General features: G+C 71.0%; 26 protein-coding genes and 1 pseudogene. 23 read left to right on the forward strand and 4 right to left on the reverse strand.

Going from position 1 to position 24,364, the window contains the following annotated elements:
- Positions 1 to 4: 4 nt before the first annotated feature.
- The 7 genes and pseudogenes from VGZ23_16005 to VGZ23_16035 all read left to right on the forward strand — a co-directional run bounded on the left by VGZ23_16005 (position 5) and on the right by VGZ23_16035 (position 5,977).
- Positions 5 to 925: an ABC transporter permease gene (locus tag VGZ23_16005; GenBank protein HEV2359097.1), complete on the forward strand. Its 921-nt coding sequence runs from the start codon at positions 5 to 7 to the stop codon at positions 923 to 925.
- Positions 922 to 1,836 carry an ABC transporter permease gene (locus tag VGZ23_16010; protein ID HEV2359098.1) on the forward strand — a complete coding sequence of 305 codons (915 nt, stop codon included), beginning with the start codon at positions 922 to 924 and terminating at the stop codon, positions 1,834 to 1,836. Before VGZ23_16005 ends, VGZ23_16010 begins: the two co-directional genes overlap by 4 nt.
- Before the next feature lie 28 nt (positions 1,837 to 1,864).
- On the forward strand, positions 1,865 to 3,265 hold the full coding sequence (locus VGZ23_16015; protein ID HEV2359099.1) for an FAD-dependent oxidoreductase: 1,401 nt from the start codon (positions 1,865 to 1,867) through the stop codon (positions 3,263 to 3,265).
- 122 nt (positions 3,266 to 3,387) lie between these two features.
- Positions 3,388 to 4,692 (forward strand): phosphodiester glycosidase family protein, encoded by a 1,305-nt coding sequence (locus tag VGZ23_16020; GenBank protein HEV2359100.1) that lies wholly within the window; start codon positions 3,388 to 3,390, stop codon positions 4,690 to 4,692.
- A 122-nt stretch (positions 4,693 to 4,814) separates the two neighbouring features.
- Positions 4,815 to 5,258 (forward strand): OsmC family peroxiredoxin, encoded by a 444-nt coding sequence (locus tag VGZ23_16025; protein ID HEV2359101.1) that lies wholly within the window; start codon positions 4,815 to 4,817, stop codon positions 5,256 to 5,258.
- A 32-nt stretch (positions 5,259 to 5,290) separates the two neighbouring features.
- Positions 5,291 to 5,743: a hypothetical protein gene (locus VGZ23_16030; protein HEV2359102.1), complete on the forward strand. Its 453-nt coding sequence runs from the start codon at positions 5,291 to 5,293 to the stop codon at positions 5,741 to 5,743.
- A gap of 12 nt (positions 5,744 to 5,755) precedes the next feature.
- Positions 5,756 to 5,977, forward strand: a pseudogene (locus VGZ23_16035) (thioredoxin family protein).
- A 19-nt stretch (positions 5,978 to 5,996) separates the two neighbouring features.
- On the opposite strand, the gene VGZ23_16040 reads toward VGZ23_16035, so the two are convergent.
- Together VGZ23_16040 and VGZ23_16045 are read right to left on the reverse strand one after the other, a co-directional pair.
- A complete protein-coding gene (locus VGZ23_16040; GenBank protein HEV2359103.1) occupies positions 5,997 to 7,004 on the reverse strand; it encodes a zinc-dependent alcohol dehydrogenase family protein in 1,008 nt (335 codons plus the stop codon).
- 102 nt (positions 7,005 to 7,106) lie between these two features.
- On the reverse strand, positions 7,107 to 7,313 hold the full coding sequence (locus VGZ23_16045; protein ID HEV2359104.1) for a cold-shock protein: 207 nt from the start codon (positions 7,311 to 7,313) through the stop codon (positions 7,107 to 7,109).
- Positions 7,314 to 7,809: 496 nt separating this feature from the next.
- On the opposite strand from VGZ23_16045, the gene VGZ23_16050 reads away from it, so the two are divergent.
- The 16 genes from VGZ23_16050 to VGZ23_16125 all read left to right on the forward strand — a co-directional run bounded on the left by VGZ23_16050 (position 7,810) and on the right by VGZ23_16125 (position 23,121).
- A complete protein-coding gene (locus tag VGZ23_16050) occupies positions 7,810 to 8,190 on the forward strand; it encodes a hypothetical protein (GenBank protein HEV2359105.1) in 381 nt (126 codons plus the stop codon).
- Positions 8,191 to 8,265: 75 nt separating this feature from the next.
- Positions 8,266 to 8,946, forward strand: coding sequence for a response regulator transcription factor (locus VGZ23_16055; GenBank protein HEV2359106.1), 681 nt, complete (start codon positions 8,266 to 8,268; stop codon positions 8,944 to 8,946).
- A 128-nt stretch (positions 8,947 to 9,074) separates the two neighbouring features.
- Positions 9,075 to 10,115 carry a HAMP domain-containing sensor histidine kinase gene (locus VGZ23_16060; GenBank protein ID HEV2359107.1) on the forward strand — a complete coding sequence of 347 codons (1,041 nt, stop codon included), beginning with the start codon at positions 9,075 to 9,077 and terminating at the stop codon, positions 10,113 to 10,115.
- Positions 10,116 to 10,187: 72 nt separating this feature from the next.
- Positions 10,188 to 11,660 carry an FAD-dependent tricarballylate dehydrogenase TcuA gene (tcuA, locus tag VGZ23_16065; GenBank protein HEV2359108.1) on the forward strand — a complete coding sequence of 491 codons (1,473 nt, stop codon included), beginning with the start codon at positions 10,188 to 10,190 and terminating at the stop codon, positions 11,658 to 11,660.
- On the forward strand, positions 11,647 to 12,810 hold the full coding sequence (tcuB, locus tag VGZ23_16070; protein HEV2359109.1) for a tricarballylate utilization 4Fe-4S protein TcuB: 1,164 nt from the start codon (positions 11,647 to 11,649) through the stop codon (positions 12,808 to 12,810). Before tcuA ends, tcuB begins: the two co-directional genes overlap by 14 nt.
- Positions 12,794 to 13,618, forward strand: a complete 825-nt coding sequence (locus tag VGZ23_16075) for a dienelactone hydrolase family protein (protein HEV2359110.1) — start codon at positions 12,794 to 12,796, stop codon at positions 13,616 to 13,618. Before tcuB ends, VGZ23_16075 begins: the two co-directional genes overlap by 17 nt.
- Positions 13,619 to 13,709: 91 nt before the next feature.
- On the forward strand, positions 13,710 to 14,246 hold the full coding sequence (locus VGZ23_16080; GenBank protein ID HEV2359111.1) for a chromate transporter: 537 nt from the start codon (positions 13,710 to 13,712) through the stop codon (positions 14,244 to 14,246).
- Complete coding sequence (locus tag VGZ23_16085; GenBank protein ID HEV2359112.1) at positions 14,243 to 14,773, forward strand: chromate transporter; 531 nt, start codon at positions 14,243 to 14,245, stop codon at positions 14,771 to 14,773. The genes VGZ23_16080 and VGZ23_16085 overlap by 4 nt, the downstream gene beginning before the upstream one ends.
- Before the next feature lie 57 nt (positions 14,774 to 14,830).
- Positions 14,831 to 15,997: an acyl-CoA dehydrogenase family protein gene (locus VGZ23_16090; protein ID HEV2359113.1), complete on the forward strand. Its 1,167-nt coding sequence runs from the start codon at positions 14,831 to 14,833 to the stop codon at positions 15,995 to 15,997.
- A gap of 25 nt (positions 15,998 to 16,022) precedes the next feature.
- Positions 16,023 to 16,526 (forward strand): MaoC family dehydratase, encoded by a 504-nt coding sequence (locus tag VGZ23_16095; GenBank protein ID HEV2359114.1) that lies wholly within the window; start codon positions 16,023 to 16,025, stop codon positions 16,524 to 16,526.
- 87 nt (positions 16,527 to 16,613) lie between these two features.
- Positions 16,614 to 17,804, forward strand: coding sequence for a CoA transferase (locus VGZ23_16100; GenBank protein HEV2359115.1), 1,191 nt, complete (start codon positions 16,614 to 16,616; stop codon positions 17,802 to 17,804).
- A gap of 104 nt (positions 17,805 to 17,908) precedes the next feature.
- Entirely contained in the window at positions 17,909 to 19,210 is a 1,302-nt protein-coding gene (locus tag VGZ23_16105; protein HEV2359116.1) for an ABC transporter substrate-binding protein, read from the forward strand.
- 98 nt (positions 19,211 to 19,308) lie between these two features.
- Positions 19,309 to 20,193 carry a branched-chain amino acid ABC transporter permease gene (locus VGZ23_16110; protein ID HEV2359117.1) on the forward strand — a complete coding sequence of 295 codons (885 nt, stop codon included), beginning with the start codon at positions 19,309 to 19,311 and terminating at the stop codon, positions 20,191 to 20,193.
- Positions 20,193 to 21,989, forward strand: a complete 1,797-nt coding sequence (locus VGZ23_16115) for a branched-chain amino acid ABC transporter ATP-binding protein/permease (protein ID HEV2359118.1) — start codon at positions 20,193 to 20,195, stop codon at positions 21,987 to 21,989. The genes VGZ23_16110 and VGZ23_16115 overlap by 1 nt, the downstream gene beginning before the upstream one ends.
- The gene (locus tag VGZ23_16120) at positions 21,979 to 22,749 is read left to right on the forward strand and encodes an ABC transporter ATP-binding protein (protein ID HEV2359119.1); all 771 of its coding nucleotides are present in this window, start codon (positions 21,979 to 21,981) and stop codon (positions 22,747 to 22,749) included. The genes VGZ23_16115 and VGZ23_16120 overlap by 11 nt, the downstream gene beginning before the upstream one ends.
- A gap of 57 nt (positions 22,750 to 22,806) precedes the next feature.
- On the forward strand, positions 22,807 to 23,121 hold the full coding sequence (locus tag VGZ23_16125; protein HEV2359120.1) for a DUF2277 domain-containing protein: 315 nt from the start codon (positions 22,807 to 22,809) through the stop codon (positions 23,119 to 23,121).
- On the opposite strand, the gene VGZ23_16130 is transcribed toward VGZ23_16125, so the two are convergent.
- Positions 23,078 to 23,878 carry an ABC transporter permease gene (locus VGZ23_16130; GenBank protein HEV2359121.1) on the reverse strand — a complete coding sequence of 267 codons (801 nt, stop codon included), beginning with the start codon at positions 23,876 to 23,878 and terminating at the stop codon, positions 23,078 to 23,080. The two genes, VGZ23_16125 and VGZ23_16130, sit on opposite strands and share 44 nt — an antisense overlap.
- Before the next feature lie 3 nt (positions 23,879 to 23,881).
- The coding region (locus VGZ23_16135) for an ABC transporter permease (protein HEV2359122.1) at positions 23,882 to 24,364 on the reverse strand (483 nt) is incomplete at its 5' end.

A 24,364-nucleotide genomic window follows, 5' to 3' on the forward strand; every position in this document is an offset into this window, starting at 1 on the left:
GCGCGTGGGCCCGTACATCCTGCGCCGGCTGGCGCTCTCGGCGTTCGTGCTCTGGGGCGCGCTCACGATCGTCTTCGTGGCCGTGCGCGTGGTGCCCGGCGATCCCGCCCAGATGATGGTGGGCGCGCAGGGGACCCGCGAGGACGTCGACGCGCTGCGGCACCGCCTGGGGTTGGACCGGCCGCTGGCGGCGCAGTATGCGCGCTACCTGGGTCAGGCCGCGCGCTTCAAGTTCGGCGACTCGCTCCGGCTCGAGGTGCCGGCCGCGGCGGCCGTCGGGCAGCGGCTCGGCGCGACGGCGCTGCTTGCGGGGTGCGCGATGCTCCTGGCCGGGGCGGTCAGCCTGCCGCTCGGGATCCTGGCGGCGATCCGGCGCCGGTCGGTGACCGATGCGCTCGTCTCGCTGGCCTCCCTGCTCGGGCAATCCGTGCCGAACTTCTGGCTCGGGATCATGTTCATTCTCGTGTTCGCGCGTGTGCTCCGGTGGCTGCCGAGCGCGGGGGTGGGGGGTCCGGCGCACCTCGTGCTGCCGGTCGTGACGCTGTCGCTGCTGCTCATTGGGGTGTTGACGCGCCTCGTCCGCAGCGGGCTGCTCGACGTGGTGCGCGAGGACTACATTCGGTCGGCGTACGCGAAGGGGCTCGGCACGCCGTTGGTGCTCGCGCGCCACGCGCTCCCGAACGCCCTGATTCCGGTCGTCACGGTCGCCGGACTCCAACTCGGCCAGCTCCTCGCCGGTGCCGTCATCGTGGAGACGGTCTTTGCCTGGCCCGGGGTCGGCCGGCTGCTGGTCGATGCCATCAGCAACCGGGATTACCCGGTCGTCCAGGTGGCCGTGCTGGTCATCACGGCCAGCTTCATCGTCGTGAACCTGCTGGTGGATCTAAGCTACGCGTACCTCGACCCGCGGGTGCGGTATCGATGACGGCGGGCACGCCGGCGGCGCCGAACGTGGCTGCGGCCCGGGGCCGGGAGTCCGCGCCGCCGTCCCAGACCCGCCGGGGCGCGCGGGCCCGCGCACATCTCGCCGGGTGGAGCGTGCCGCTGGTCGTCTTCGCCCTGATCGCCTCGACCGGTCCGTTGCTGCGCCCGTACGACCCGGTCACGGTGCGGTTGGGCGACCGGCTTCGCCCGCCCGGCGCGGTGCTGGGGGACGGGTCGCGCGCGTGGCTCGGCACCGACCAGGTGGGCAAGGATCTGCTCGCCCAGGTCCTGCAGGGGGCGCGCATCTCGATGCTCGTGGGAGCGGTCACCGTGCTGACCGCCGCGGCCGTCGGGCTCGCGGCCGGGGTCGCCGCCGGTGTGTCCGGCGGCGCGCTCGACGCCGCGCTGATGCGTCTTGCGGACCTGCAGCTCGCCTTCCCGTCCATCCTGCTGGCGATCCTGATCGCGGCCGTCCTCGGCCGCAGCGTCGCGAATGTGATCATCACGCTGGCGATCACCCGATGGGTCACGTTCGCCCGTGTGGCCCGGGCGTCGGCGCTGGTGACCAAAGAACGCGAGTTCGTCACCGCGGCCCGTGCCGTCGGCGCCGGCTCCGCCCGGCTCGTCACGAGGCACATCCTGCCGTTCGCGGTGACGCCCCTCGTCGTCGTGGCGACCGTCGAGTTGGGCCTCGTGATCCTGGCGGAGGCGTCGCTCAGTTTCCTCGGGCTCGGCACGCCGCCCGAGCACCCGTCGTGGGGTCTCGTGATCGCCAACGGACGGGACTATCTCAGCACGGCGTGGTGGATCTCCACGATTCCCGGACTGGCGCTGAGCCTCGTCGTGATTGCGATCGGCCAGTTTGGGGACCGGCTGCGCGACCACCTCGATCCCCGGCTGGCATTGGAATGAAGGCGCACTACGCGGGAGGAGGACGGCGATGACGGAATCGATCACCTACACCAAGACGGTGCCGGTGGCGGCCGCGACCGAGGTGCTCGTGGTGGGCAGCGGGCCGGCCGGACTCGGGGCGGCGATCGCGAGCGCTCGTACCGGCGCGCGGACGCTGCTCGTGGAACGGTATGGGTTCCTCGGGGGCAACCTGACCGCGGGGCTCGTCGGCCCGTGCATGACCTCGTACAGCCTCGACGGCAAGACGCAGCTCATCAAGGGGATTTTCGAGGAGATGGTGCTCCGGATGGAGCGGATCGGCGGCGCGATTCACCCGTCGAAGGTCGCGGCGGCGACGGAGTACTGCGGGTTCATCGAGTACGGGCACGACAAGGTGACGCCCTTTGATCCCGAAGCGGTGAAGCTGGTGGCGATGGAGATGTGCCTGGAGGCCGGCGTCGAGCTGCTGCTCCACACGTTCGTGGTCGACGCGGTCGTGAACGGGGGGGCCCTCTCCGGCGTCGTCGCGGCCAGCAAGTCGGGTCTCGAGGTCCTCCGCGCCGCGGTCACGGTGGACTGCTCCGCCGATGCCGACGTCGCCGCCCGCGCCGGCGTGCCGTTCGAAGTCGGCCGCGCCGAGGACGGGCTCACGCAGCCGATGACGCTGTTCTTCCGCGTCGCGAACGTGGACGACGCGCGCGTGAAGGCGTACGTCCGGGCGCACCCGGACGACTACCGGCCCTTTGCCTCGCTGGTGCAGCAGGCCCGGGACCGGGGTGAGTTCCCGATTCCCCGCCGCGGCGTCGGCTTGTACAAGACGCTCGAGCCGGGTGTCTGGCGGATCAACACCACGCGGGTCCAGCGGCTCGTCGGGACCGACGCGCGGGATCTCACCCGCGCGGAGGTCGAGGGGCGCCGCCAGGTGAAGGCGTTGATGGCGTTTTTCCGGAAGTGGCTGCCCGGTTTCGAGCGGTGCGAGCTTCTGGACACCGCGACGCACATCGGCGTGCGCGAAACCCGCCGGATCCTGGGAGATTACACGCTGACGCTGGATGATCTGGCGCGGGGGCGTGAATTCGACGATGTCATCGCGCGGGCCGGCTATCCCGTCGACATTCATAGTCCGACGGGGGACGGCGGCGGCGTGACGGGCGAGCTTGCGACCGCGAACATCTACCAGATCCCCTTCCGCTCGCTTCTGCCGCGCGGGATCGAGCAGCTGTTGGTGGCCGGGCGGTCGTTGTCGGCGACGCATGAGGCGCTGGCCGCCGTGCGGGTCATGCCCCCGGCGATGGCGATGGGGCAGGCGGCCGGCACCGCCGCGGCGATGGCGGTGAGAAGCGGGACGCCCCCGCGGCGGATCCCGGTGCGCGATCTGCAGGCGCGGCTGGTGCGGGACGGCGTGTACCTGGGCGACCGCGTCGCCGCCGTGATCGACGCGCGGGCCTGAGAGAAAACGAAAAAATCTTCCCCCGGCGGCAGGAAGTGCTCCAGGATCGTCGAACCGCCGCACCCTAGTGCGGAGACAGTGAAGCAGCCGCCGGCGGCCGTCGGGCCGCCGGCCACACACCAGTGGGGGGAGAGCCGCACACGCTCCAGCTCGTGCGTCGCCGCCATCCTCGTCGCGTTCAATGGTTCGGCTGGCTGGCCGTCGGCGTGCTCGTGCCGATGCTGGCCGTGCCCGGCTTGGCGGGTGCCCCGCCTCTCTGGCCGGCCGTCCGCGCCTCGCAAGGCGCGTCGGTTCCGGTCGCCCCCGGTGTGGTCTACAGCCATTATGTGCTTCGGACCGCGGCCGGGCCGCTCAGCATCCATCATCTCCGTCTCGACCTCGGCACCCCGTCGGTGCGCCTCGGCACGGCGCTGGCCAACAATCAGCTCATCAGCGGCGACGAAACCGTCTCGTCCATGATGACGCACTGGAGCGGGGTCGTCGCCGGGGTCAACGGGGATTTCTTCGATATCGGCGACTCGGGGATGCCGCTCAACGTCATGGTCAAGGATGGGCGGCTGCTTCGGAGTCCGTCCGGATGGACGGCGCTGGCGATCGGCAAGGACGGACGCGCCCGCATCGCGCACTTCCGGTGGTCGGCGTCGATCCTCCTTCCGGAGACGCGGCAGTCCTATTGGGTCGCCGGGTTCAACACCGGGATCATCCGGAACGGGCTGACCGTGCTGTCCAACGTGCGCGGGTACGGCGCGCCGCCCCCGAGCCCGTGGACGCACCAGACCGTGGTCGAGCTCGCCCCCGAGGACGACTCCCAGGACGCGTCGTCGTTCCCCCTGCAATCCGCACCCTCACCGGACGGCGCGTCGGCCCGGTATGCCGTGAAGCAGGTGTGGCCCCAGCAGGCCTACTACGCGCCCTTCCCCAAAGGTGAGATCCTCCTGGTCGGTCACGGCGGCGCGGCGGACTGGCTCCTGCGCAGCGTTCGGGCCGGCATGACGATCGACGTCAATCTCGGGACCGCGCCCGATTGGCGCGACCTCGCCACGGTGGTCGGGGGCGGGCCGCTCCTGGTCGACCAGGGCTACCCCGTCGACGATCCCTACAACCCGGTCCCCCACGAGCGGGACAAGCGCAATCCGGTGTCCGCGGTCGGGATCACGCGGGACGGCAGAACGATGCTGCTGGTGGCCGTCGACGGCCGCCAGCCCCGCGTGAGCATCGGCCTCACGCAGCCGCAGCTCGCCGCCTACATGCGGTGGTTGGGCGCGTACGAGGCGATGGAGTTCGACAGCGGCGGTTCGGTCACGATGGCCGTGCAATTCCCGGGCCGCCGCGGGCCGGTCGTCGTCAACTCCCCGTCGGACGGGCACGAGCGTCCGGTCGCCAACGCGCTCCTGGTCTTCAGCCTGCGCGTCGCGAGGCGGCGCTGACCCGGCGCTACGCCTTGCGCCATTTCATCGTCATTCGGCCACCTCCGCGGCAGCGCCCGGTCGTCGACCCCTCCACTATCTCTATAATGGAGGTATCCAAGTACAAGGGGGGGTCGCCGACAATGCCCGCGGTTCGACGCGCCGACGTAACGTGGACGGGAGACCTGCTCTCGGGATCCGGTGTGGTGACGGCCGGCTCGAGCGGAGCGTTCAAGGAGCTGGCCGTAAGTTGGGCGTCCCGCACCGAGGCACCCGGAGGCCGGACGAGTCCGGAGGAGCTGCTCGCGGCCGCTCACGCCAGCTGCTTTGCGATGGCCCTCTCGTTCGGCCTGGCCAATGCAAAGACACCGCCCAGCCGGCTGCAGGTCAGCGCCGCCGTAACCTTCGATCGCGTGGACGGCGGCTTTCGAGTCGTGTCCAGCGCCCTCACCGTGCGCGGATCGGTCCCCGGTCTCGATCAGGACGGCTTTCGCAAGGCGGCGGAAGCGGCGAAGGACGGCTGCCCGATCTCCCTGGCGCTCAAAGGGAACGTCCAGTTGAGCGTCGCGGCGACGCTCGAGACGTAGCCGGACCCACGACACGGAGAGGAGGCGCGAACGTGCCGTTGCTGAGAGACCAGGACCGCCTGGCGCTCACCGACATCTTTGCGAAGCAACTCTCGACACCGGTCACCGTCGATCTGTTTACGCAGCGGGCCTCGCCGCTCGTGCTGCCCGGGCACGACTGCCAGACCTGCCGCGAGACCGAGGAGCTGCTGGGGGAGGTGGCCGGTCTCTCCGGCCACATCACGCTCCAGACCCACGATTTCGTCGTCGAGGAAGAGGCGGCCCGGCAGGCCGGCGTGGACCGGATCCCCGCGCTCGTGTTCCGGGGCAAGAACAAAGGCACCCTGCGGTACTTCGGCACGCCGGCCGGGTACGAGTTCGGCGTGCTCATCGCGGACCTGCTCGAGGTCGCCACCGGCACCACGCAGCTCGCGGCGGCCACCCGCGAGCAGGCGGCCGCCCTGCCGTCTCCCGTCCACATCAAGGTCCTGGTCACGCCGACCTGACCCCACTGCCCGCGTGCGGCCAGGTTGGCCCACCAACTCGCGATCGAGAGCCCGCAGGTGACCGCCGATGTCATCGAGGTGGCCGAGTTTCCGGACGTGGCGCAACGCTACCAGGTGTACGGCGTGCCCAAGACGATCGTCAACGAGCAGGTCAGCATCGAAGGCGCCGTGCCGGAGACGCGGTTCCTGCGCCTGGTGCTCGACGCGGTGGGCGCGGGCGGCGCCGGCGGCTGAGACCCGCGCCGCGGTCACGTTAGCCCCGCCCGGCCTCGGGGGCTCCGACCACCAGCACGGCCGTGCCCCGGATCTCGCCGCGGCGGACGGCGTCAAGAGCCTCGTTCGCGGCAGTCAGCGGAAACGGGTGAACCTCCGTGCGCACCGGCACGCGGGGGGCGAGCGCCAGGAATTCCTGCGCGTCCTTCCGCGTGAGGTTGGCCACGGATCGCACGACCCGCTCTTCCCACAGGATGTCGTAGGGAAACGCGGGGATGTCGCTCATGTGAATGCCGGCCGCGACGACCACGCCCCCCTTGGCGAGCGCGCGCAGCGCCGCGGGGATGAGCGCCCCGATGGGCGCGAAGATGATCGCCGCGCCGAGCGGCGCCGGCGGCGGCTCGAGCGAACCGCCGGCCCATTCCGCGCCGAGCGTGCGGGCGAACTGCTGGTCCGCCGCGTCCCCCGGCCTCGTGAACGCGAAGACGCGCCGGCCCTGCCACCGCGCCACCTGGATGATCATATGCGCCGCGGAGCCAAACCCGTACAGGCCGAGGGGCGTCGCGTCGCCGGTCATCCGGAGCGCCCGATAGCCGATGAGCCCTCCGCACAAAAGCGGGGCGGCCTCGAGGTCCGGGTAACCGTCCGGGAGGGGAAAGCAAAACCGGTGGTCGGCGACGGTGTACTCCGCGTACCCGCCGTCGATCTGATAGCCGGTGAACCGCGCGTTGTCGCAGAGATTCTCGCGGTCCGTGCGGCAGTACTCGCAGCGCCCGTCGGTGTAGCCGAGCCACGGCACGCCGACACGGTCGCCCGGGGAGAACCGGACCGCGTCTGCGCCGGCCCGCACCACCGTCCCGACGATTTGGTGGCCGAGCACCAGCGGGAGTTTCGGGTTGGGAAGCTCGCCGTCGGCCACGTGGATGTCGGTCCGGCAGACGGCGCAGGTATGGACGCGGATCAGCACGTGGGCGGGGCCCGGCTCCGGCACCGGCAGGTCGACGGCCCGGAGCGGGGTCTTGGCCGCCGCCAGAATCATGGTGCGCATCGGGCGTCCTCCCTCGCGCAGACATCGGCAAACGAAGAGAGCAGCCGGTTGTCCGGCTGCTCTCCCGCAATGATGTGGCGTCCAGAAACGCCGCCGGTTTGTTTAACCGATGACGCGGACGTTGCTCGCCTGGGGACCCTTTTGCCCCTGGGTCGCCTCGTACTCGACCTTTTGGCCTTCGTTGAGGGTTTTGTAGCCGTCCCCCTGGATCGCGCTGAAGTGCACGAACAGATCCTTGCCCCCGGTCTCCGGGGTGATGAATCCATACCCCTTCTCGCCATTGAACCACTTCACCGTCCCGGTTGCCATCCTGCACCTGCCTTCGAAATCGTGCTACCAACCGACTTTTGCAGTCTGCTGATGCTTCCTGAGTATGCCAAACCCTGCCCTCGCGCGCAAGAACCACGTATGCCGGACGCAGCCCGCGCACCTGGCGCACAACCGTTCGAGCGCGCTCGGCCGCCTACGTCCCTGGGCTCAGCGGCTCGTGGTCCGGCTCTTGAGGGGTCGGCCCAGGGTCCGTGCCGGGTGCGGGTACGGCCTCGTCCGGTTGCGGGACCGGACTGCCGGGGCGGGATTGTCTGCGGGCCAATTTCGCCTCGCGCTTTGCCTTTTGTTTCAGTTCACGTGCGCGTTTCGCCGCGTTGTAATTTGGACGCTTCAAACACCACACTCCTATAGACGCCGGTTATTGAAAGTATACCACCGGTCGGGGACCTCCACAGCCTCTCCACACGTCCTCCATCGTCGATCCATGACGCGGCCGCATGCTGAGGCTTGAGACAACGAACGGGAGGGTGGAGACATGAGGATCGTCGTTGGAATACTCCTGGTGCTGGCGCTCGCGGCCGGCATCTCGGGCGCGTACCACTTCGGCTTTGCACAGGGCGTCGCGCAGAGCGGGCATCTGCCGGCGCCGGCGCCGGGCGCGCCGTACCCGATGTACCCGTACGGCTACTACGGGTATGGGTGGCACTTCGGCTTCTTTGGCTTCTTGTGGCCCCTGTTGTGGATCTTCCTGATCGTGCTTCTGTTCCGCGGGCTGTTCCGGGGCGGGCGCGGCTATTGGGGCGGCGGGCCGTGGGGTGGCGGACCGTCGGGCGGAGGGGCCCCCCGCTGGCTCGAAGAATGGCATCGCCGGGCGCACGAGTCGCCGAGCCGGACCGGCCAGACCGGCACGGCGTGAGTCCGATGCAGGCGGGCGCCTGAGCCTGCGGCGCAGCCACAGCGCGCGGCGCCCGCCTGCGCGCTCCCGCGGACGATGCGAACCATTCTCGTAGTCGACGACGAGCCCAAGATCGTCAAGATCGCGCAGGACTACCTGGAGCGCGGAGGGTTTCGTGTCCTCACGGCCGGCGACGGTCGTGAGGTGCTGCCGGCCGTGCGCCGCGAGAAGCCGGCGCTCGTCGTCCTTGATTTGAAGCTCCCGGAGCTGGACGGGTTCGACGTGATGCGCGCGCTGCGCAAGGAGTCCGACGTCCCGGTCATCATGCTGACCGCCCGCGCCGACGAGGCGGACCGGCTCATCGGACTCGAGTTGGGCGCCGACGACTACGTCGTGAAGCCGTTCAGTCCGAGAGAATTGGTGGCCCGCGTGCGCGCGGTGCTGCGGCGGTGGGAGGGCGCGCGGGCCGGCACCGAGGTCGTCCGCGCGGGCGAGCTCGTCCTCGACGTGCGGCGCATGCAGGCGAGCGTCGGGGACCGGGTGCTGCCCTTCACGCCGACCGAGTTCCAGCTCGTGGCCCTGCTCGCGCGCGAGCCCGGCCGGGTGTTTACCCGCGGCCAGCTGCTCGAGGCCGTGCGCGGGATCGCGGTGGAATCGTACGAGCGGGCGATCGACTCGCACGTCAAGAACATCCGCCGCAAGATGGAGCCGGATCCCCACCGGCCGCGCTACGTCCTCACGGTCCCCGGCATCGGGTACAAGTTCGCCGACGCATGACACCGAACTGTCCCGGCCCTCCGGTTCCCTGGCGGCGCGGCGCGCACGGGGGAAGCCGGCCGCCCTGGTGGCCCGAGGACGAGCCGTGGCCCCCGCGCGGGCGTCCGGCCACCGAAGCGTGGCGGCGCATGCGGGGGCGCTTTCTGCGGCGCGCGGTCGTGTTCTTCGCCGCCGTCGTCGTGCTCACGTCCGTCCTGTCGTCGTTCGTGGAGTGGGGGACGCGGGGGTGGCTCCACGCCGCGGGCCGCGGCGCCCCCGGCGGGTGGGCCCCGGGGATCCACGCCCTCGTGACCGCGGCCGTGCTCTTCGTGCTCGTGATGGCGTTCGCCGGCCCGCGGGGCTGGCGCCGCCTGACCGGCCCGCTCGACGACGTCATGGCCGCGCTCGGGCGCGCCGCCGACGGCGATTTCTCGGCCCGCGTGCCGGACCGCGGCTCGCTCGAAGGACGGACGCTCGCCCGCTCATTCAACGCGATGGCCGAGCGTCTGCAGCGCCAGGAAGAGCAGCGCCGCAATCTCCTGACCGACATCTCCCATGAGCTGCGCACGCCGCTGGCGGTGTTGCAGGGGACGCTCGAGGGCATGCTCGACGGGGTCTACCCGCGCGACAACGAGCATCTGTCGGTGGGCCTGGAAGAGACGCAGATGCTCGCCCGGCTGATCGAGGACCTCCGGACGCTCGCGACCGCCGAGAGCGCCGGCCTGCGGCTCACCAAGGCGCCCACCGACCTCGGCGCGCTCGCGAACGACGTGGTCGCCGCATTTGGCAGCGAGGCCGCGGCGGCCGGCGTGACCGTCTCGCTCGAGGCCCCGCCGGCGCTCCCGTCCGTGGATGTGGACGCGGAGCGGATCCGCCAGGTCCTGACGAATCTGATCGGCAACGCGCTGCGCTACACGCCGCGCGGCGGCGCCGTGCGCGTCCGGTGCGACGTGGCCGGCGCCGACCACGTGGGCCTCACGGTAGAGGACACCGGGACCGGGATCCCGCCGGAGGATCTGCCTCACGTCTTCGACCGCTTCTACAAGTCGAAGGACTCTCGCGGCACCGGCCTCGGGCTGGCCATCGCGAAGAGCCTCGTGCAGGCGCACGGGGGCGACATCGACGTGCGGAGTGAGCCCGGCCGGGGAACGTCGTTCCGCATCGTCCTGCCCCGCCAAGCGGCGGCCTGAGCGCGGCCGGCCTCCGCGCCGCTTCGGTAGCGCCGAGGGGCCCTCCCGGTCCGCCGAGAAGTGAACCCGCGCATGACCGCACGCCCGTCCGTTCGCCAGCCGATCCCGGGCGCCGACGTCATCGTCGCCGGCGGGGGGAACGCCGCGCTCTGCGCCGCGATCGAGGCGGCCGGATCCGGCGCGCGGGTGCTCCTGCTCGAGCGGGCTCCGGAGCCCCTTCGCGGGGGCAATAGCCGCCACACCCGCAACATCCGGTATCTGCACGACGCGCGCACGGCCTTCGTCACGGGCCCGTACCCGCGCGATGAATTCCTCGATGACCTCCTCCGGGTCGGCGGCGGACAGGCGAACCGCGCGCTCGCGGAGATGACGATCCGGGAGTCCCGCGGGCTGCCGGACTGGATGGAGCGCCAGGGCGTGCGCTGGCAGCAGCCCCTGCGGGGCACGCTCCACCTGTCCCGGACCAACGTGTTCTTCCTCGGCGGCGGCAAGGCGCTCGTCAACACGTACTATGACCGCGCGCTGCGCCTCGGCGTCCGGGTCTGCTACGACGCGGCGGCGACCGGGATCGAGGACCGGGGGCCGGCCGGCTGCGCCGTCGCCGCGACGATCGGCGGGGTGCGCCGGACGGTGCCCTGCCGCGCCGCCGTCGTCGCCGCGGGCGGATTCGAAGCCAACATCGAGTGGCTCGCCCGTTATTGGGGCGAGGCCGCCCGGCGGTTCAAAGTTCGCGGCACGCCGTACAACGACGGCACGATGCTGGCGGCGCTGCTGGACCGCGGCGCGCAGCCGGTCGGGGATCCCCGGGGCTTCCACGCGCTCGCCGTGGACGCGCGCTGCCCGCAGTTCGACGGCGGCATCGTGACGCGGGTCGATTCCCTGCCGTTCGGGATCGTGGTGAACCGCGAGGGCCGGCGATTCTACGATGAGGGGGAGGACATCTGGCCGAAGCGGTACGCGATCTGGGGACGCCTCGTCGCCGAGCAGCCGGATCAAATCGCGTACTCCATCTTCGACGCCAAGGCGTGGGGCCGCTTCATCCCGCCGGCCTACCCGCCGTACCGCGCGGAGTCGCTGGCGGCGCTCGCGGCGCAGCTGGACGTGAACCGCGCGCAGTTCCTCGCGACCGCGGAGGCGTTCAACCGCGGCGCGCCGCCGGGCGGCCGCGCCGACATGCGCGCGCTCGACGGCGCGGCGACCTCCGGGGTGGCGCCGCCCAAGACCAACTGGGCGGCGCCGCTCGACACGCCGCCCTTCTACGCGTTCCCGGTGCGGCCCGGGATCACGTTCACCTATCTCGGCGTGACGGTGGATGCGCAGGGCCGGGTGCTGACGGCGTCGGGCGCGCCGATGCCGCATGTGTACGCGGCGGGCGAGTGCATGTCCGGCAACATCCTCCTGCGCGGCTACCTCGGCGGGTTCGGACTGACGATCGGCACGGTGTTCGGGCGCCTCGCCGGCCGCGAGGCCGCATCACACGCCATGGGCCGGAACGCCGGCGGCGGGACGCGCGCCGCGGCCGCGGCGGATCATGTACGCGCCTGAGTTTCTGCGCGAGGCGCAGCGCCAACTCACCGTCTGCAACGCCTGCCGGTACTGCGAGGGGTACTGCGCGGTCTTTCCCGCGCTCGAACTGCGGAGCGAGATCGCCTCGGGGGACCTGACCTACCTGGCGAATCTCTGTCACGACTGCCGGGACTGCTACACCGCGTGCATGTTCACGCCGCCCCACGAGTTCGCGCTCAACATTCCCAAGGTGCTCGCGGAGGCCCGCGTGCGCACGTACGAGCACTACTCCCGGCCGCGCGCGGCGGGCCTCTTCCGGCGCAGCCCCGGCGGCACGGTGGCGATCGCGCTGGCCGGCGTCGCCGGGGTGTGGCTCGCGATCGTCGCGTTCGTCGGGTCCGGGACGCTTTGGGCGGCCCACCGGGGGCCGGGGGCGTTCTACGCCGTGGCGCCGTGGCCGGGCATCGTCGTCCCGGCGCTCGCGGTCGCGGTCTACGGGGTGATCGTGGCGCTGGCCGGCGCGTGGGAGTTTGCCCGCGACATCCGCGGCGCGCCGGCCGCGGGCCCGTCCGCGGACGGGGGAGGCCGGCCGCGTCGCCCCCCGCCGCTCGACACCATCCGGCGGGCCGCGCTCGACGCCGTCACGCTGCGGTTCCTCAAGGGGGGCGGCGCGGGCTGTTACTATCCGCGGGAGCGGGGCTCGTCGCGGCGCCGGATCCTGCACCACCTGGTCGCCGGCGGGTTTCTCGCCGCGTTCATCTCGACGACGCTGGCCGCGATCGAGCAGGACATCCTCGGCCGGATGCCGCCGTTTCCCCTCTGGAGCCTGCCGGTGCTCTTCGGGACCGCCGGCGGCGTGCTCCTGATCGCCGGTACGACCGGCCTCGTCCTGCTGAAGGTCCGGAGCGATCCCGCACCCGCGTCGTCCGTGATGACGGGGATGGACTACGCGTTTCTGGTGCTGCTCGATCTCGTCGCGATCACGGGGATGCTGCTGTTGATCCTTCGCGGGACGCGGCTCATGCCGCCCCTGCTGGTCGTGCACCTCGGCCTCCTGGTTGCCTTCTTCGTCACCGCGCCGTACGGCAAGTTCATCCATTTCATCTACCGGTACCTCGCGCTGGCGCGGCACGCCGCGGAGGAGCGGTGGGACCTGTGGGGAGGGCAACCCGATGAAGCTCCACGATGAATGGGTCACGTATGATTCCGGCGGCGCCGCGGTGCAGGCATACCAGGCGTGGCCCGACCACGGCGGCGACCCGCTGCCGGCGATCGTCGTGATCATGGAAATCTGGGGCGTCGACGGGCACGTCCAGGATCTGGTGCGCCGCTTCGCGACGGCCGGTTATCTCGCGTGCGCGCCCGAGTTATACTCGCACGGCGGCCGGCCCCCCGACGCCCTGTCCCAGGAGCGGATCGGCGCGGTCAAGGCGTTCATGGACACAGTACCCCCGGCCGTCTGGCACACTCCCGCCGACCGCGACGCGGCCGCAGCGAAACTCCCGGCGCCGCAGCGCGCGGGCCTCCAGGAGACGATGGGACAGCTCTTCAGGCCCGACCGGCCCTTCGACCGCTACGTCGGCGACCTTCGGGCGGCGGTCCGGCATGTGCAAGGTCACCCGCGGACCCGGGGCGCCCGCGTCGGGTCGACCGGGTACTGTATGGGCGGGGCGCTGTCCGGGCGGCTGGCGTGCGCGGAGCCGGCGCTCGCCGCGGCGGTGATCTATTACGGGGCCGCGCCGCCGGCCGATCAGATTCCGAACATTCGCTGTCCGGTGCTCGGCTTCTACGGCGGGGACGATCCGCGGATCACCGACGGCGTGCCGGCGCTCGCCGAGGCGATGACGGGGGCCGGCAAGTCCTTCGAGTACCACGTGTATCCGGGCGCGCCGCATGCGTTCTTCAACGACGACCGGCGCTCGTACCGTCTCGGCCCGGCGCGCGACGCGTGGGCTCGCACGCTGGGTTTCTTGGCCCGGCACCTGGCGGCCGCGTGATGCCGCGCCTCGCCGCGGAGGCATAGCCGTACCGGACGATCACGCCGCCGGCCACGCCGTCCCGCTGGCGCCGTTTACGGCCCCGGCGGTGATGCGGCCGGCGCTCGCCGAAATTTTCTGGGCGTTTCTGCTCGTCGGCTGCACGGCCTTCGGCGGCGCCATGTTCTGGGCGCAGCGGATGCTGGTCCGCCGCCGGCGCTGGCTGCGACCGGAAGAGTTTGCCGATCTGCTCGGGCTGTGCCAGTTTCTCCCGGGCCCCAACGTCATCAACCTCGCGACCGTGCTCGGCGAGGGATACCGCGGGCTCCCCGGCGCCGTGGCCGCCCTCGCGGGGCTGCTGCTGCTCCCGATGCTGATCGTCGCCGCGATCGCATCACTGTACGCCCGGTATGGCGCGCTCGGGCTCGTGCACGGCGTCTTCGCCGGCATCGCCGCCTCGGCGGCGGGCCTGGCGTTGGCGCTCGCGGGACACGTCGCGCGGCCGGTGGTCACACAGCGTCCCGCCACGTCGCTGCCCATCATCGCCGCGGCCTTCGTCGCGGTCGGCCTGCTGCGCTGGCCCGTGGCGTGGACGCTCCTGGCACTCGCGCCGGTGAGCATCGCGCTCGTCTGGCGGCGGCCGGCATGACCGCGGACGCCACCCTGGGCGCGCTCGCGCGCGTGTTTGCGGGAGTCTCGCTGCTCGCCTTCGGCGGCATCAACACGGTCCTGCCGGAGATCCATCGTGAGGCCGTCGAGCTCTCGCGCTGGATCACGGACCGGCAGTTCGCCGACCTGTATGCGCTCAGCCAGGCGGAGCCCGGGCCCAACTCGTTCATCGCGACGCTGATCGGGTTCCAGGCGGCCGGGATCGCCGGCGCCGTCGTGTCGACGATGGCGATCTGTCTGCCCCCGGCGGCGCTGGCCTATCTCGTCGCGCGGGTATGGGGCCGGATTCGCGGCACGGCGTGGCGGGCGGCGATCCAGGCGGGGCTCACGCCGGTCATGGTCGGGCTCATCGCCGCGACCGCGCTCATTCTCATCCGCGCCGCGGACCGCAGCGCCGCGGCGTTCGCCGTGACCGCGGCCACCGCCGTCCTGGCCTACACGACGAACATCAACCCGTTGTGGGCCTTCGCCGTCGCGGGACTCCTGGGCGCGGCCGGCGTGTTCTGACAGGACAAACCCGCGTTCCCTTCGTAGTGGCCGGAGAGCCCCATTGCCGGAGGACCGATGCACTTCGAGCTGAGTGAGGAGCAACGGCAGATCGTCGACGCCGTCCGGAGCCTGTGCCGGCAGTTTCCCGACGCGTACTGGCGCGACCTCGACCGGACGGGCGGCTATCCCGAGGCGTTTGTCAAAGCGCTCTCCGGCGGCGGCTGGCTCGCCGCGCTGATTCCCGAGGCCTACGGGGGCACCGGGCTCGGCGTCACCGAAGCGTCGCTCATCCTCGAAGAGATCAACCGGTCGGGCGGCAACTCCGGCGCCTGCCACGCCCAGATGTACATCATGGGCACGCTCCTGCGGCACGGCAGCGAGGCGCAGAAGCAGCGGTGGCTCCCCCGGATCGCCTCGGGCGAGCTGCGCCTGCAGGCGTTCGGCGTGACCGAGCCGGCCGCCGGCTCCGAGACGACCCGCATTCAGACGACCGCGGTGCGCCGCGGCGACCGCTACGTCGTCAACGGGCAGAAGGTGTTCATCTCGAGGACCGAGCACTCCGACCTGATGCTCCTGCTCGCCCGCACGACGCCCTACGAGGAGCTCGCCGACAAGACGCGGGGCCTCTCGGTCTTCATGGTCGATCTCAAGGAGGCCGTCGAGCGCGGCGCGATCCAGATCAAGCCCATCCGGCTGATGCTCAACCACCATTCGACCGAGCTGTTCATCACCGATCTCGACGTCCCCGCCGACAACCTGATCGGCGAGGAGGGGCTCGGCTTCCGCTACATCATCGACGGCTGGAACGCGGAACGGATCCTGATCGCCGCCGAATCGATCGGCGACGGGCGCTGGTTCGTGGAGCGCGCGGCGCGCTACGCGAGCGAGCGCGTCGTCTTCGGCCGGGCGATCGGCGCGAATCAGGGCGTGCAGTTCCCGATCGCCCGCGCCCACGCGCACCTGGAGGCGGCCAGCCTGGTGCGGTTCCAGGCGGCGTGGCTGTTCGACCGGCAGCGGCGGTGCGGCGCCGAGGCCAACACGGCCAAGCTGCTGGCCGCGGACGCGGCGTGGGAGGCGGCCAACGCCTGCCTCGACACGCACGGCGGCTTCGGGTTCGCCGCGGATTACGACGTCGAGCGCAAGTTCCGCGAGACGCGGCTCTACACGGTGGCCCCGGTGGCGAACAACCTCGTGCTGGCCTATCTCGGCCAGCACGTGCTGGGGATGCCGAAGTCGTACTGAGACGTCGCACCGCGCGAGGGATCCGATGGGGCGCTCCGCCGCGGAAGGCCGGTATTTCGAGGACTTCGAAGTCGGCGACGTGTACGAGCATCCGTGGGGCCGCACCGTGACCGACGCGGACAACGTCTGGTTCACCAACCTGACGATGAACACGAACCCGGTCCACTTCGACTACGCCTACGCCGCCAAGACGGAGTTCGGCCGGCCGCTCGTCAACAGCGCGTTTACGCTCGCCCTCGTGACGGGGCAGTCGGTGGTCGACATCAGCGAGAACGCGTTCGCCAACCTGGGCTGGGACAAGGTCACGCTGCCGGCGCCGGTGTTCGTGGGCGACACGCTCTACGCGGAGACCGAGGTCCTCGAGACGCGCCCGTCGCGGTCGCGGCCGAACGTCGGCATCGTCAGGGTCCGCAGCCGCGGCTACAAGCAGGACGGCACGGTGGTCATCGAGTTCGAGCGGACCCTCATGGTGTACCGGCGCGGGATGTCCCCCCGGCGCGATCGGCCGCGGCCCGCGGTCAAGAAATGACGCCGGACGCACCGGGGCGCGCGGCGGGCCGCGGGCCGGAAGCGGCGGAGCACACGGCGGAGCGCGGGCCGGCGGCGGCGTAGCGCGATGGCGGGGGTGCTTCACGGGATTCGTGTCCTCGACCTGACCCGCAACATCGCCGGACCGTACTGCGCGATGATCCTCGGCGACCTCGGCGCCGAGGTGGTGAAGGTCGAGCGGCCCGGCGGCGGCGACGACACGCGCGCGTGGCTCCCGCCGGCGTGGAACGGCATCAGCACCACGTTCCTCGCGTTCAACCGGAACAAGCAGAGCGTCGCCGTGGACCTGGACCGGGACGAGGGCCGTGACGTCGTCCTCCGGCTGGCGCGCCGCAGCGACGTGCTCCTCGAGAGTTTTCGCCGCGGCAGCCTGGCGCGGCGGGGGCTCGACTACGGCCGCGTGAGCGCCGAAAATCCGCGGATCGTGTACTGCACGATCACCGGCTTCGGCACCGTCGGCCCGCAGCGCGACCGCCCGGGCTACGATCCGGTGCTCCAGGCGTACTCGGGCATCATGAGCCTGACCGGCGAGCCGGGCGGGCGGCCGCTCCGGACCGGACCCTCCATCGTCGACAACGGCACGGGCATGTGGGCCGCGCTCGGCGTCGTCTGCGCGCTGCTCGCGCGGGAGCGCACGGGCCGCGGCGGGCACGTGGAGACGAGCCTGCTCGAGACCGGCGTGACGTGGATCGGCTACCATCTGCTCGGGTATCTCGCCACCGGCCGGGTGCCGCCGGCGGTCGGCACGGCCGCCGCGATGATCGCGCCGTATGAGGGGTTTGCGACCCGCGACGGATACTTACAATTGGCGGCCGGGAACGACCGGATCTGGCTGCGGCTCTGCGAGGTCCTGAACCTGCCGGGCCTGCCCGGCGACCCGCGCTTCCGCTCGAACGCGGACCGCGTCGCCCACCGCGACGAGCTGCACGAGATTCTCGAGGCGCGCTTCCGCACGGAGAGCGCCGCGCACTGGGAAGACGTGCTGCTCGAGCACGGCGTCCCGTGCAGCCGGGTCCGGACGCTGGCGGACGTCGCGTCGGATCCCCAGGTGGCGGCCCTCGGCCTCCTGGCCTCCGTCCCGCACCCGGAGATCCCCGGATTTGCGATGGTCGACCTGCCGGTGGCGATCGACGGCCGCCGCGCCGCGGACCAGGTGGCGCCTCCCGCGGTGGGACAGCACACGGACGAGGTGCTCGGCGATCTGGGGTATTCCGCGCAGGAGGTCGCCGCGCTGCGCGCGCGCGGCGCCGTGGGGTGATCGGGGCCGACCGCGGCGGGCGGAGGGGTTCGCGTCCCGCGATGGAACCTTCGGTGAGTGCGGACCGTGGTAGGCGCGGTGGGGATCCACGAGGGGGGTTGTCGATGAAACGATTCCGGTCAGCGGCTCGGCCCGGGCTCGTCGGGATACTGTGTCTCGGGATGGTGGGGGCTCTGGCCGCCGGCTTCGGGCCTTCGGCGGGCGGCGCGTCGCCGCTCGTGGTCGGCGTGCTGTCGCCGTTCACCGGCGCGGACGCCGTGCTCGGCGCGGCGCACTTTGCCGCCTGCTTCCCCGCCGCCCGTCAGATCAACGCGGCCGGCGGCATTCTCGGCCGCCAGGTGATCTGCAAGCAGTTCGATACCCGCGGCGAGCCCGCCGACGCGGTCCCCGCGGCCCGGCAGATGGTCGCCAGCACGCCGAATCTATTCATGGCGATCGGGGTGTCGTCGGATGAGGCCTCGAGCGTCATGCCGATTCTCGATCAAAACCACGTACCGACGTTCAGCCAGACGGGGCAGTCGGAGTTCAACCAGAGCAAGTTCACGTACTTCTACCGCCTGGTGCCGGCCGACGAGTACGACGCCTACGCGATGGTCGGGATCGCCGTCTATCTGAAGCACTACAAGCGGATCGCGCTTGTCTTCGGCAACGACATCGGCTCGCAGACCTTCGTGGCCCCCGCCATCCAGGCAATCAAGAAAGTGGGCGCCACGGTCGTGATCAATCAGGCCATCGCCCTCAACCAGTCCTCCTACCGCACCGAGGTGACGAAACTGCTCGCGGCCAAGCCGGACGTGATCCTGACCGAGGCGCTCGGCCCCGCCGACGCCATCTACCTCTCCGAGGTCAAACAGCTCAACAACGGCATGATTCCGGTCATCGGGTCGTCCGCCACGATCGATCCGGTCTGGTTCAAAGCGGTTTCCCAGGCCATCGGCACCGCCGACCTGGTCAAGTACTTCCTCGCCAACGACACGCCGTCCACGTTCAGCGGGCCGGGGTACAATGCGTTCAAGACCAACCTGCTGGCGTCGGCCTCCCAGTACCCGGCCGCGCCCAAGTATGCCAAGCGCGGCTCCACCATCCACCTGTACGACGGGATCGTCATGACGGCGCTTGCGGCGACCGCCGCCAAGAGCACCAGCCGGACCGTCTTCCAGCCGTGGATCGTCAAGATCGGCGACGGGACGCCGGGGGCGCAGGTTGCCGCGACCTACGCGGAGGGCGTGCAGGCGCTCAAGAAGGGGCTCGCCATTCGGTACGATGGCGCGGGCGGGCCGACGCACTTCGACAAGTGGCACAACTCCAACAACGGCTTTGTCGTGGTCCGCTACAACGAGAAAGGCGATGAAGTCCAGGTAGGCACCCTCACGAACGCGCAGATCACCACGCTCAGTACGCCATGACCGGGAGCGCGCGCGGCGACGGCGGCCGGCGCGGTCCCGGGTAGGCCGGCGGGTCCCGGGTCCGGGGACCCGCCGCGGCACGGGGGAGACGCGACCCGTTGAGCATCTACGCGGCTGCCTTCGGCTTCGGCCTGGTGAGCACCGCGGTGATCGCGATCGCCGCGGTGGGGTTCACCATGCAGTTTGGGATTACGAACCTGATCAACCTCGCCTTCGGCGAGGTCATGATCTCGTCGGCGTTCGTCGCGTACGGACTGAACCAGGCCGGGGTCAACATCTGGCTCGGTCTGGTGGTGGCGGTGGTCTTCGGCGCGGCCCTCTCGCTCGTCCTGAACCGGTCGCTCTACGCGCCGTTCCAGCGCCGCGGCACCTCCCATATCGGGATGGTGATCGTGACCCTCGCGGCCGGGCTGATGGTGAGCAACGTGCTCCTCGCCGCCGTCGGCCCCGACAACGTGTCGTACGCGGCGGCCGACGCGGTGGCCGTCAGGGCGGGCGGGCTGATTCTGACCCGGGTCCAGGTGGTGGTCATCCTCATCGCCGTGGCAGCCATGGCCGCGGTGCACGCCCTGCTGACGTTCACGCGCCTGGGCAAGGCGATGCGCGCCACGGCGGCCAACGCGACGCTGGCCCGCAATTGCGGCATTCCCACCGCGCGGATCATCGATCTCGTCTGGATCATCACCGGCGCGCTGTGCGGGCTGGCGGGCACGGTGGCCGCGATCAACTCCGGGTCGTTCGGCGTGAGTGACGGCGCCACGTACCTGATCGTGATCCTGGCGGCCGCCGTCCTGGGCGGCGCCGGACAGCCCTACGGGGCCATGTTGGGGGCGGTGGTGATCGGCGAGATGACCGAGCTGAGCGCGGCCGCGCTCTCGCCGCAGTACAAGGAGGTCGTGGCCTTCACCGTGCTGGTGGCGGTGATGATCCTGCGCCCGCAGGGCCTGCTCTCGAAAATCGGCGCGCTCGGGTCCGCGGGCTGATGGACGCCGGCCAGCTCTACTACGCCACGACGCTGCTCGTGTACGCCGGCGTGGACGTCATAGCGTGTCTCGGCCTGAATCTTCAGTTCGGCGTCTCGGGCCTGGTGAACTTCGGGTTCATCATCTTCCAGGCCGCCGGCGCCTATACCGCCGCGGTGATGTCGATGCCGCCCGCGGCGGGCACGTTCCAGCAGTACGTCGGCGGCTGGGGGCTGGCGTTTCCGCTGCCGTGGCTGGGCGCCGCCGTCGTCGGGGGGCTCCTCGCGATCCCCATCGGTCTCGTGGTGCTGCGCCGGCTGCGCAGTGACTACCAGGCCATCGCCCTGCTCGTCATCTCGGTCATCGCCAATACCGTGATCACCAACGCCCGGCCGTTCCTGAACGGCGCCGCGGGGCTGGCCCTCGTGCCGCCCCCGCTGACGGGCCTGATCGACACGAAGACGATCGGGTATCAGTGGCTCTATGTCACGCTCACCGTGCTGGGATGCGCCGCGGCCTACGTCGTCGCGGAGCGGATCGTCAATTCCCCCTACGGCCGGACGCTGCGGGCGATGCGCGAGCGCGAGTTGGCGGCGGCGTCGCTCGGCAAGAATCTCGTGCTCCTCAAGATGGTGATGTTCGTCGTCGGCGGGGTGCTCGCCGGGTTGAGCGGCGCGATCCTCGTCGGGTACATCGGGGTGTGGGCGCCGGCTACCTGGCTCTATCCGGAGACGATCGTCCTGTTTGCCGCCCTGATCGTCGGCGGGCGGGGCAACAACCTCGGCGCGCTGCTGGGCGCGCTCCTGGTGCCGGTCGCGTTCGAGGAAGCCACGCGGTTCATCCCGCAGATCGGTCCCCCGGGGTTCATCCCCGCCATGCAGCGCGTGGCCATCGGACTGTTGATCGTGGGGTTCCTGTGGTTCCGCCCGAGCGGCACGCTGCCGGAGCGGCGGCGGGTCTTCCCGCGGCGGCTGCTGCCGGACGATCACCCGGCGGGACCTTCCCCAGCCCCGCGGCCCGCGGCGGCCTCGTCCGGCGGCCGCGTCGCTGCCGATCCCTCGCTGCCGCTGCTGCGCGCGGAGAATATCGCGCGGCACTTCGAGGGCCTGCGGGCGGTGGACGGCGTATCCCTGGACTTGTATCCGGGGCGGCTCACGGGGCTCATCGGCCCGAACGGCGCGGGCAAGTCCACGCTGCTGGCGGTCCTGGCCGGCACGCTGCCGGCGTCTGGCGGACGCGTCCTCCTGGACGGCCAGGACGTTACGCATCTGCCCGCCTTCCGGCGCGCGCAGCGGGGGTTGGTCCGCACCTTCCAGCTGTCGTCGGAATTCGCCCAACTCACCGTCCTGGAGAACCTGCTCGTCGCCGTGCCCGGGCACCCGGGCGACACGCTCCTCGGCGCGCTGCGCGGCCGGCCGTTCTGGTGGCCCGCCGAGGCCCGGCTGGTCGAGCAGGCGCGGGCGCTGCTCGAGCGATTCCGGATGGGCGCCGCGGAGTCGCAGTACGGGGGCAGCCTGAGCGGAGGGCAGCGGCGCCTGGTCGAGATCATGCGGGCGTTGATGCTCCGGCCCCGGGTGCTCCTGCTCGACGAGCCCATGGCCGGGGTGCACCCCTCCGTCGTCGATGAGATCGCGTCGGCCCTCGAGGGGCTCCGCGACGAGGGGCTCGCCATCCTGATGGTCGAGCACGAGCTCTCGATGGTCGATCGCCTGTGCGACCCGGTGATCGTCATGGCCCAGGGCCGCGTCATCGGCCGGGGATCCATGACCGCGCTTCGCGGGCAGCGCGAGGTAGTCGAGGCCTACATTGCCGGCTGACCCGCGGCGCCCCGCGCCGTATTTCGTCGCCGACGGCGTGACCGCGGGCTACGGCCCGGTGCCCGTGATTCGCGGGGTCAGCCTGAGCGTGGGGGCGGGGGAGATCGTGGCCGTGATCGGCCCGAACGGGGCCGGGAAGAGCACGCTGCTCAAGGCGATGGTCGGCATCCTGCGCGTCACGCAGGGCGGCGTGCGGCTCGGCTCCGAGGACGTGACCAACGCCGCCCCGGAGGCCCTCGCCCGGCTCGGCGTCGGCTACGTCCCGCAGATCGGGGATATCTTCGAGCCGCTGACCGTGCACGAGAATCTCGAGATGGGCGGCTTCTTGCTCGCCCCGGCCGCCGTCACGCGGCGGATCGGCGAGGTCTGCGCCGTGTTCCCGCGGCTCGGCGGGATGCTCCGGCGGCGGGCCGACAAGCTGAGCGGCGGCGAGCGGAAAATGCTCGCGATCGCGCGCGTATTGATGCTGGACCCCCGCGTCCTCATCCTCGATGAGCCCACCGCGAACCTGTCGCCCCAGCTGGCCGACGCGCTGCTGCGGGAGCGCATCCGCGGGCTGGCCGAAGCCGGCAAGGCCGTGCTGCTCGTCGAGCAGCGGGCGAGGGCGGCGATGCAGATCGCCGACTGGACGATGGTCCTCGTCTCAGGTGCCAACCGGCTGGAGGGCCGGTCCGGGGACCTGCTGGGCCGGCCGGATTTCGAGGCGCTGTTCCTCGGCGCGGCAGGCGCCGTGTCATCGGAAGCCTCACGCGTGCGCTAGCGCCGATCCCCGTCCTTCACGCCGCGCCGGCACGTCGAATTCGCGAGGGAACCTGAGATGTGCAGAAACATCAAGACGCTCTTCAACTACCGTCCACCCGCGACGGCCGAGGAGATTCGCGCCGCGTCGCTCCAGTTCGTCAGAAAGATCAGCGGGTTTGCGAAGCCGTCGAAGGCCAACGAAGGCGCCTTCCTGGCGGCGGTGGATGACATCGCCGGCATCGCGGGCCGTCTGCTCGGGTCGCTCGACACCAACGCGCCGCCGAAGAATCGAGCAGACGAGGCCGCCAAGGCGAAAGCGCGGGCCGCGGCGCGATTCGGCGCCGCGGCTAGCCCAAGTACAGCGCCTCCAGCCCGACGAGCCGCTCCGTGATCAGTACGACGGCCACCGCCATCGCGATGCTGATGGTGCCGGCGACCGCGAGCGTGGGGTCGAACGAGAACCGCAGATAATCGAACAGTTCGATCGGCAGCGGCACCCGCCGGATGCCGTGCAGCAGCAGCGAGATGTTGAATTCGTCGTAACTCGTCACAAACGCAAAGATCGCCCCCGAGATCACCGCGCCCTTGATGAGGGGCAGCGTCACCCGGCGGAACGTGGCGAGCGGCCCCGCGCCGAGGTTGCGCGCCGCCTCCTCGAGGGTCCGGTCGAACCGGACGAGCACGGCGCTTACGATCAGCACCACGTAGGGGATGCAGATCAGCGTGTGGCCGACGACGAGCTGCGCGAGGCCGCCCCCTTTGCCCCACCCGATCGCATAGAAGTAGATGAGGAGCGCGATCCCGGTCAGGATGCCCGGGACGGCGATCGGCGCGATCATGAGAAGACGCATCGCCGTCCGGAACCGGCCGGAGAAGCGGACCAGCCACAGGCTCGCCATCGTCCCGATCGCCGTCGCGACGACGGTGACGATCGCCGCCAGCTCGAGGCTGAACTTGAACGAGCGCACGAGCGTGCGGTTGTGCGCGAACGCCGCGAACCAGCGGAGCGACAGCCCCTCGGGCGGGAAGCGGAGATAGGCGCCGGAGTTGAGGGCCGCGATCACGACGATCACGACGGGGGCGAGCAGAAAGACGTAGAGCAGCACCGTGATGCCGGTCAGCCACAGCCGTTCGCCGCGCCGGACCATGCGTCAGGCCGCCGGGTGCGCCGCCCGGCCGAGCGCGCGCAGGTAGGTCCACAGGACGGCGATTGTGATCACGAAGAACACGATCGCGAACGCGCTGCCGCCGGGCCAGTTGAAGAGCTCGGTGATCGTCCGGATCACGAGGATCGGCACGGTCAGCACCTTGAAGCCGCCGAGGAGCGACGGGATCACGTAGGAGCTGATGGTCAGCACGAAGACCAGGATCGTCCCCGCGGCGACGCCCGGCAGGCTCAAGGGGAAGGTGACCCGCCAGAAGGTCCGCCAGAACCCCGCGCCGAGCGAGCGCGCGGCGAGCTCGATCTCCGGATCGACGCTCCGGATCGGTCCGGTGATCGCCAGCACCATGAAGGGAATGAAGACGTGCACGAGCCCGATCGTCACCCCGAGGTCGTTGTACATGAGCGGCAGCGGGCGCAGGCCGAGTCCTTGGAGCGTCTGGTTGATCAGTCCCGTGTCCTGCAGCAGGAT

It is taken from the genome of bacterium (assembly GCA_035945995.1).
Classification (GTDB): domain Bacteria; phylum Sysuimicrobiota; class Sysuimicrobiia; order Sysuimicrobiales; family Segetimicrobiaceae; genus DASSJF01.

Bases quoted from the DNA above. Each gene is read 5' to 3' on its own strand.
- VGZ23_16075 (HEV2359110.1), top strand. From the start codon at position 12,794: ATGAAGCTCCACGATGAATGGGTCACGTATGATTCCGGCGGCGCCGCG.
- tcuB (HEV2359109.1), top strand. From the start codon at position 11,647: ATGTACGCGCCTGAGTTTCTGCGCGAGGCGCAGCGCCAACTCACCGTC.
- VGZ23_16130 (HEV2359121.1), bottom strand. From the start codon at position 23,878: ATGGTCCGGCGCGGCGAACGGCTGTGGCTGACCGGCATCACGGTGCTG.
- VGZ23_16090 (HEV2359113.1), top strand. From the start codon at position 14,831: ATGCACTTCGAGCTGAGTGAGGAGCAACGGCAGATCGTCGACGCCGTC.
- VGZ23_16055 (HEV2359106.1), top strand. From the start codon at position 8,266: ATGCGAACCATTCTCGTAGTCGACGACGAGCCCAAGATCGTCAAGATC.
- VGZ23_16115 (HEV2359118.1), top strand. From the start codon at position 20,193: ATGGACGCCGGCCAGCTCTACTACGCCACGACGCTGCTCGTGTACGCC.
- VGZ23_16125 (HEV2359120.1), top strand. From the start codon at position 22,807: ATGTGCAGAAACATCAAGACGCTCTTCAACTACCGTCCACCCGCGACG.
- VGZ23_16015 (HEV2359099.1), top strand. From the start codon at position 1,865: ATGACGGAATCGATCACCTACACCAAGACGGTGCCGGTGGCGGCCGCG.
- VGZ23_16100 (HEV2359115.1), top strand. From the start codon at position 16,614: ATGGCGGGGGTGCTTCACGGGATTCGTGTCCTCGACCTGACCCGCAAC.
- VGZ23_16040 (HEV2359103.1), bottom strand. From the start codon at position 7,004: ATGCGCACCATGATTCTGGCGGCGGCCAAGACCCCGCTCCGGGCCGTC.
- VGZ23_16010 (HEV2359098.1), top strand. From the start codon at position 922: ATGACGGCGGGCACGCCGGCGGCGCCGAACGTGGCTGCGGCCCGGGGC.
- VGZ23_16045 (HEV2359104.1), bottom strand. From the start codon at position 7,313: ATGGCAACCGGGACGGTGAAGTGGTTCAATGGCGAGAAGGGGTATGGA.
- VGZ23_16025 (HEV2359101.1), top strand. From the start codon at position 4,815: ATGCCCGCGGTTCGACGCGCCGACGTAACGTGGACGGGAGACCTGCTC.
- tcuA (HEV2359108.1), top strand. From the start codon at position 10,188: ATGACCGCACGCCCGTCCGTTCGCCAGCCGATCCCGGGCGCCGACGTC.
- VGZ23_16085 (HEV2359112.1), top strand. From the start codon at position 14,243: ATGACCGCGGACGCCACCCTGGGCGCGCTCGCGCGCGTGTTTGCGGGA.
- VGZ23_16060 (HEV2359107.1), top strand. From the start codon at position 9,075: ATGCGGGGGCGCTTTCTGCGGCGCGCGGTCGTGTTCTTCGCCGCCGTC.
- VGZ23_16050 (HEV2359105.1), top strand. From the start codon at position 7,810: ATGAGGATCGTCGTTGGAATACTCCTGGTGCTGGCGCTCGCGGCCGGC.
- VGZ23_16080 (HEV2359111.1), top strand. From the start codon at position 13,710: ATGCGGCCGGCGCTCGCCGAAATTTTCTGGGCGTTTCTGCTCGTCGGC.
- VGZ23_16095 (HEV2359114.1), top strand. From the start codon at position 16,023: ATGGGGCGCTCCGCCGCGGAAGGCCGGTATTTCGAGGACTTCGAAGTC.
- VGZ23_16105 (HEV2359116.1), top strand. From the start codon at position 17,909: ATGAAACGATTCCGGTCAGCGGCTCGGCCCGGGCTCGTCGGGATACTG.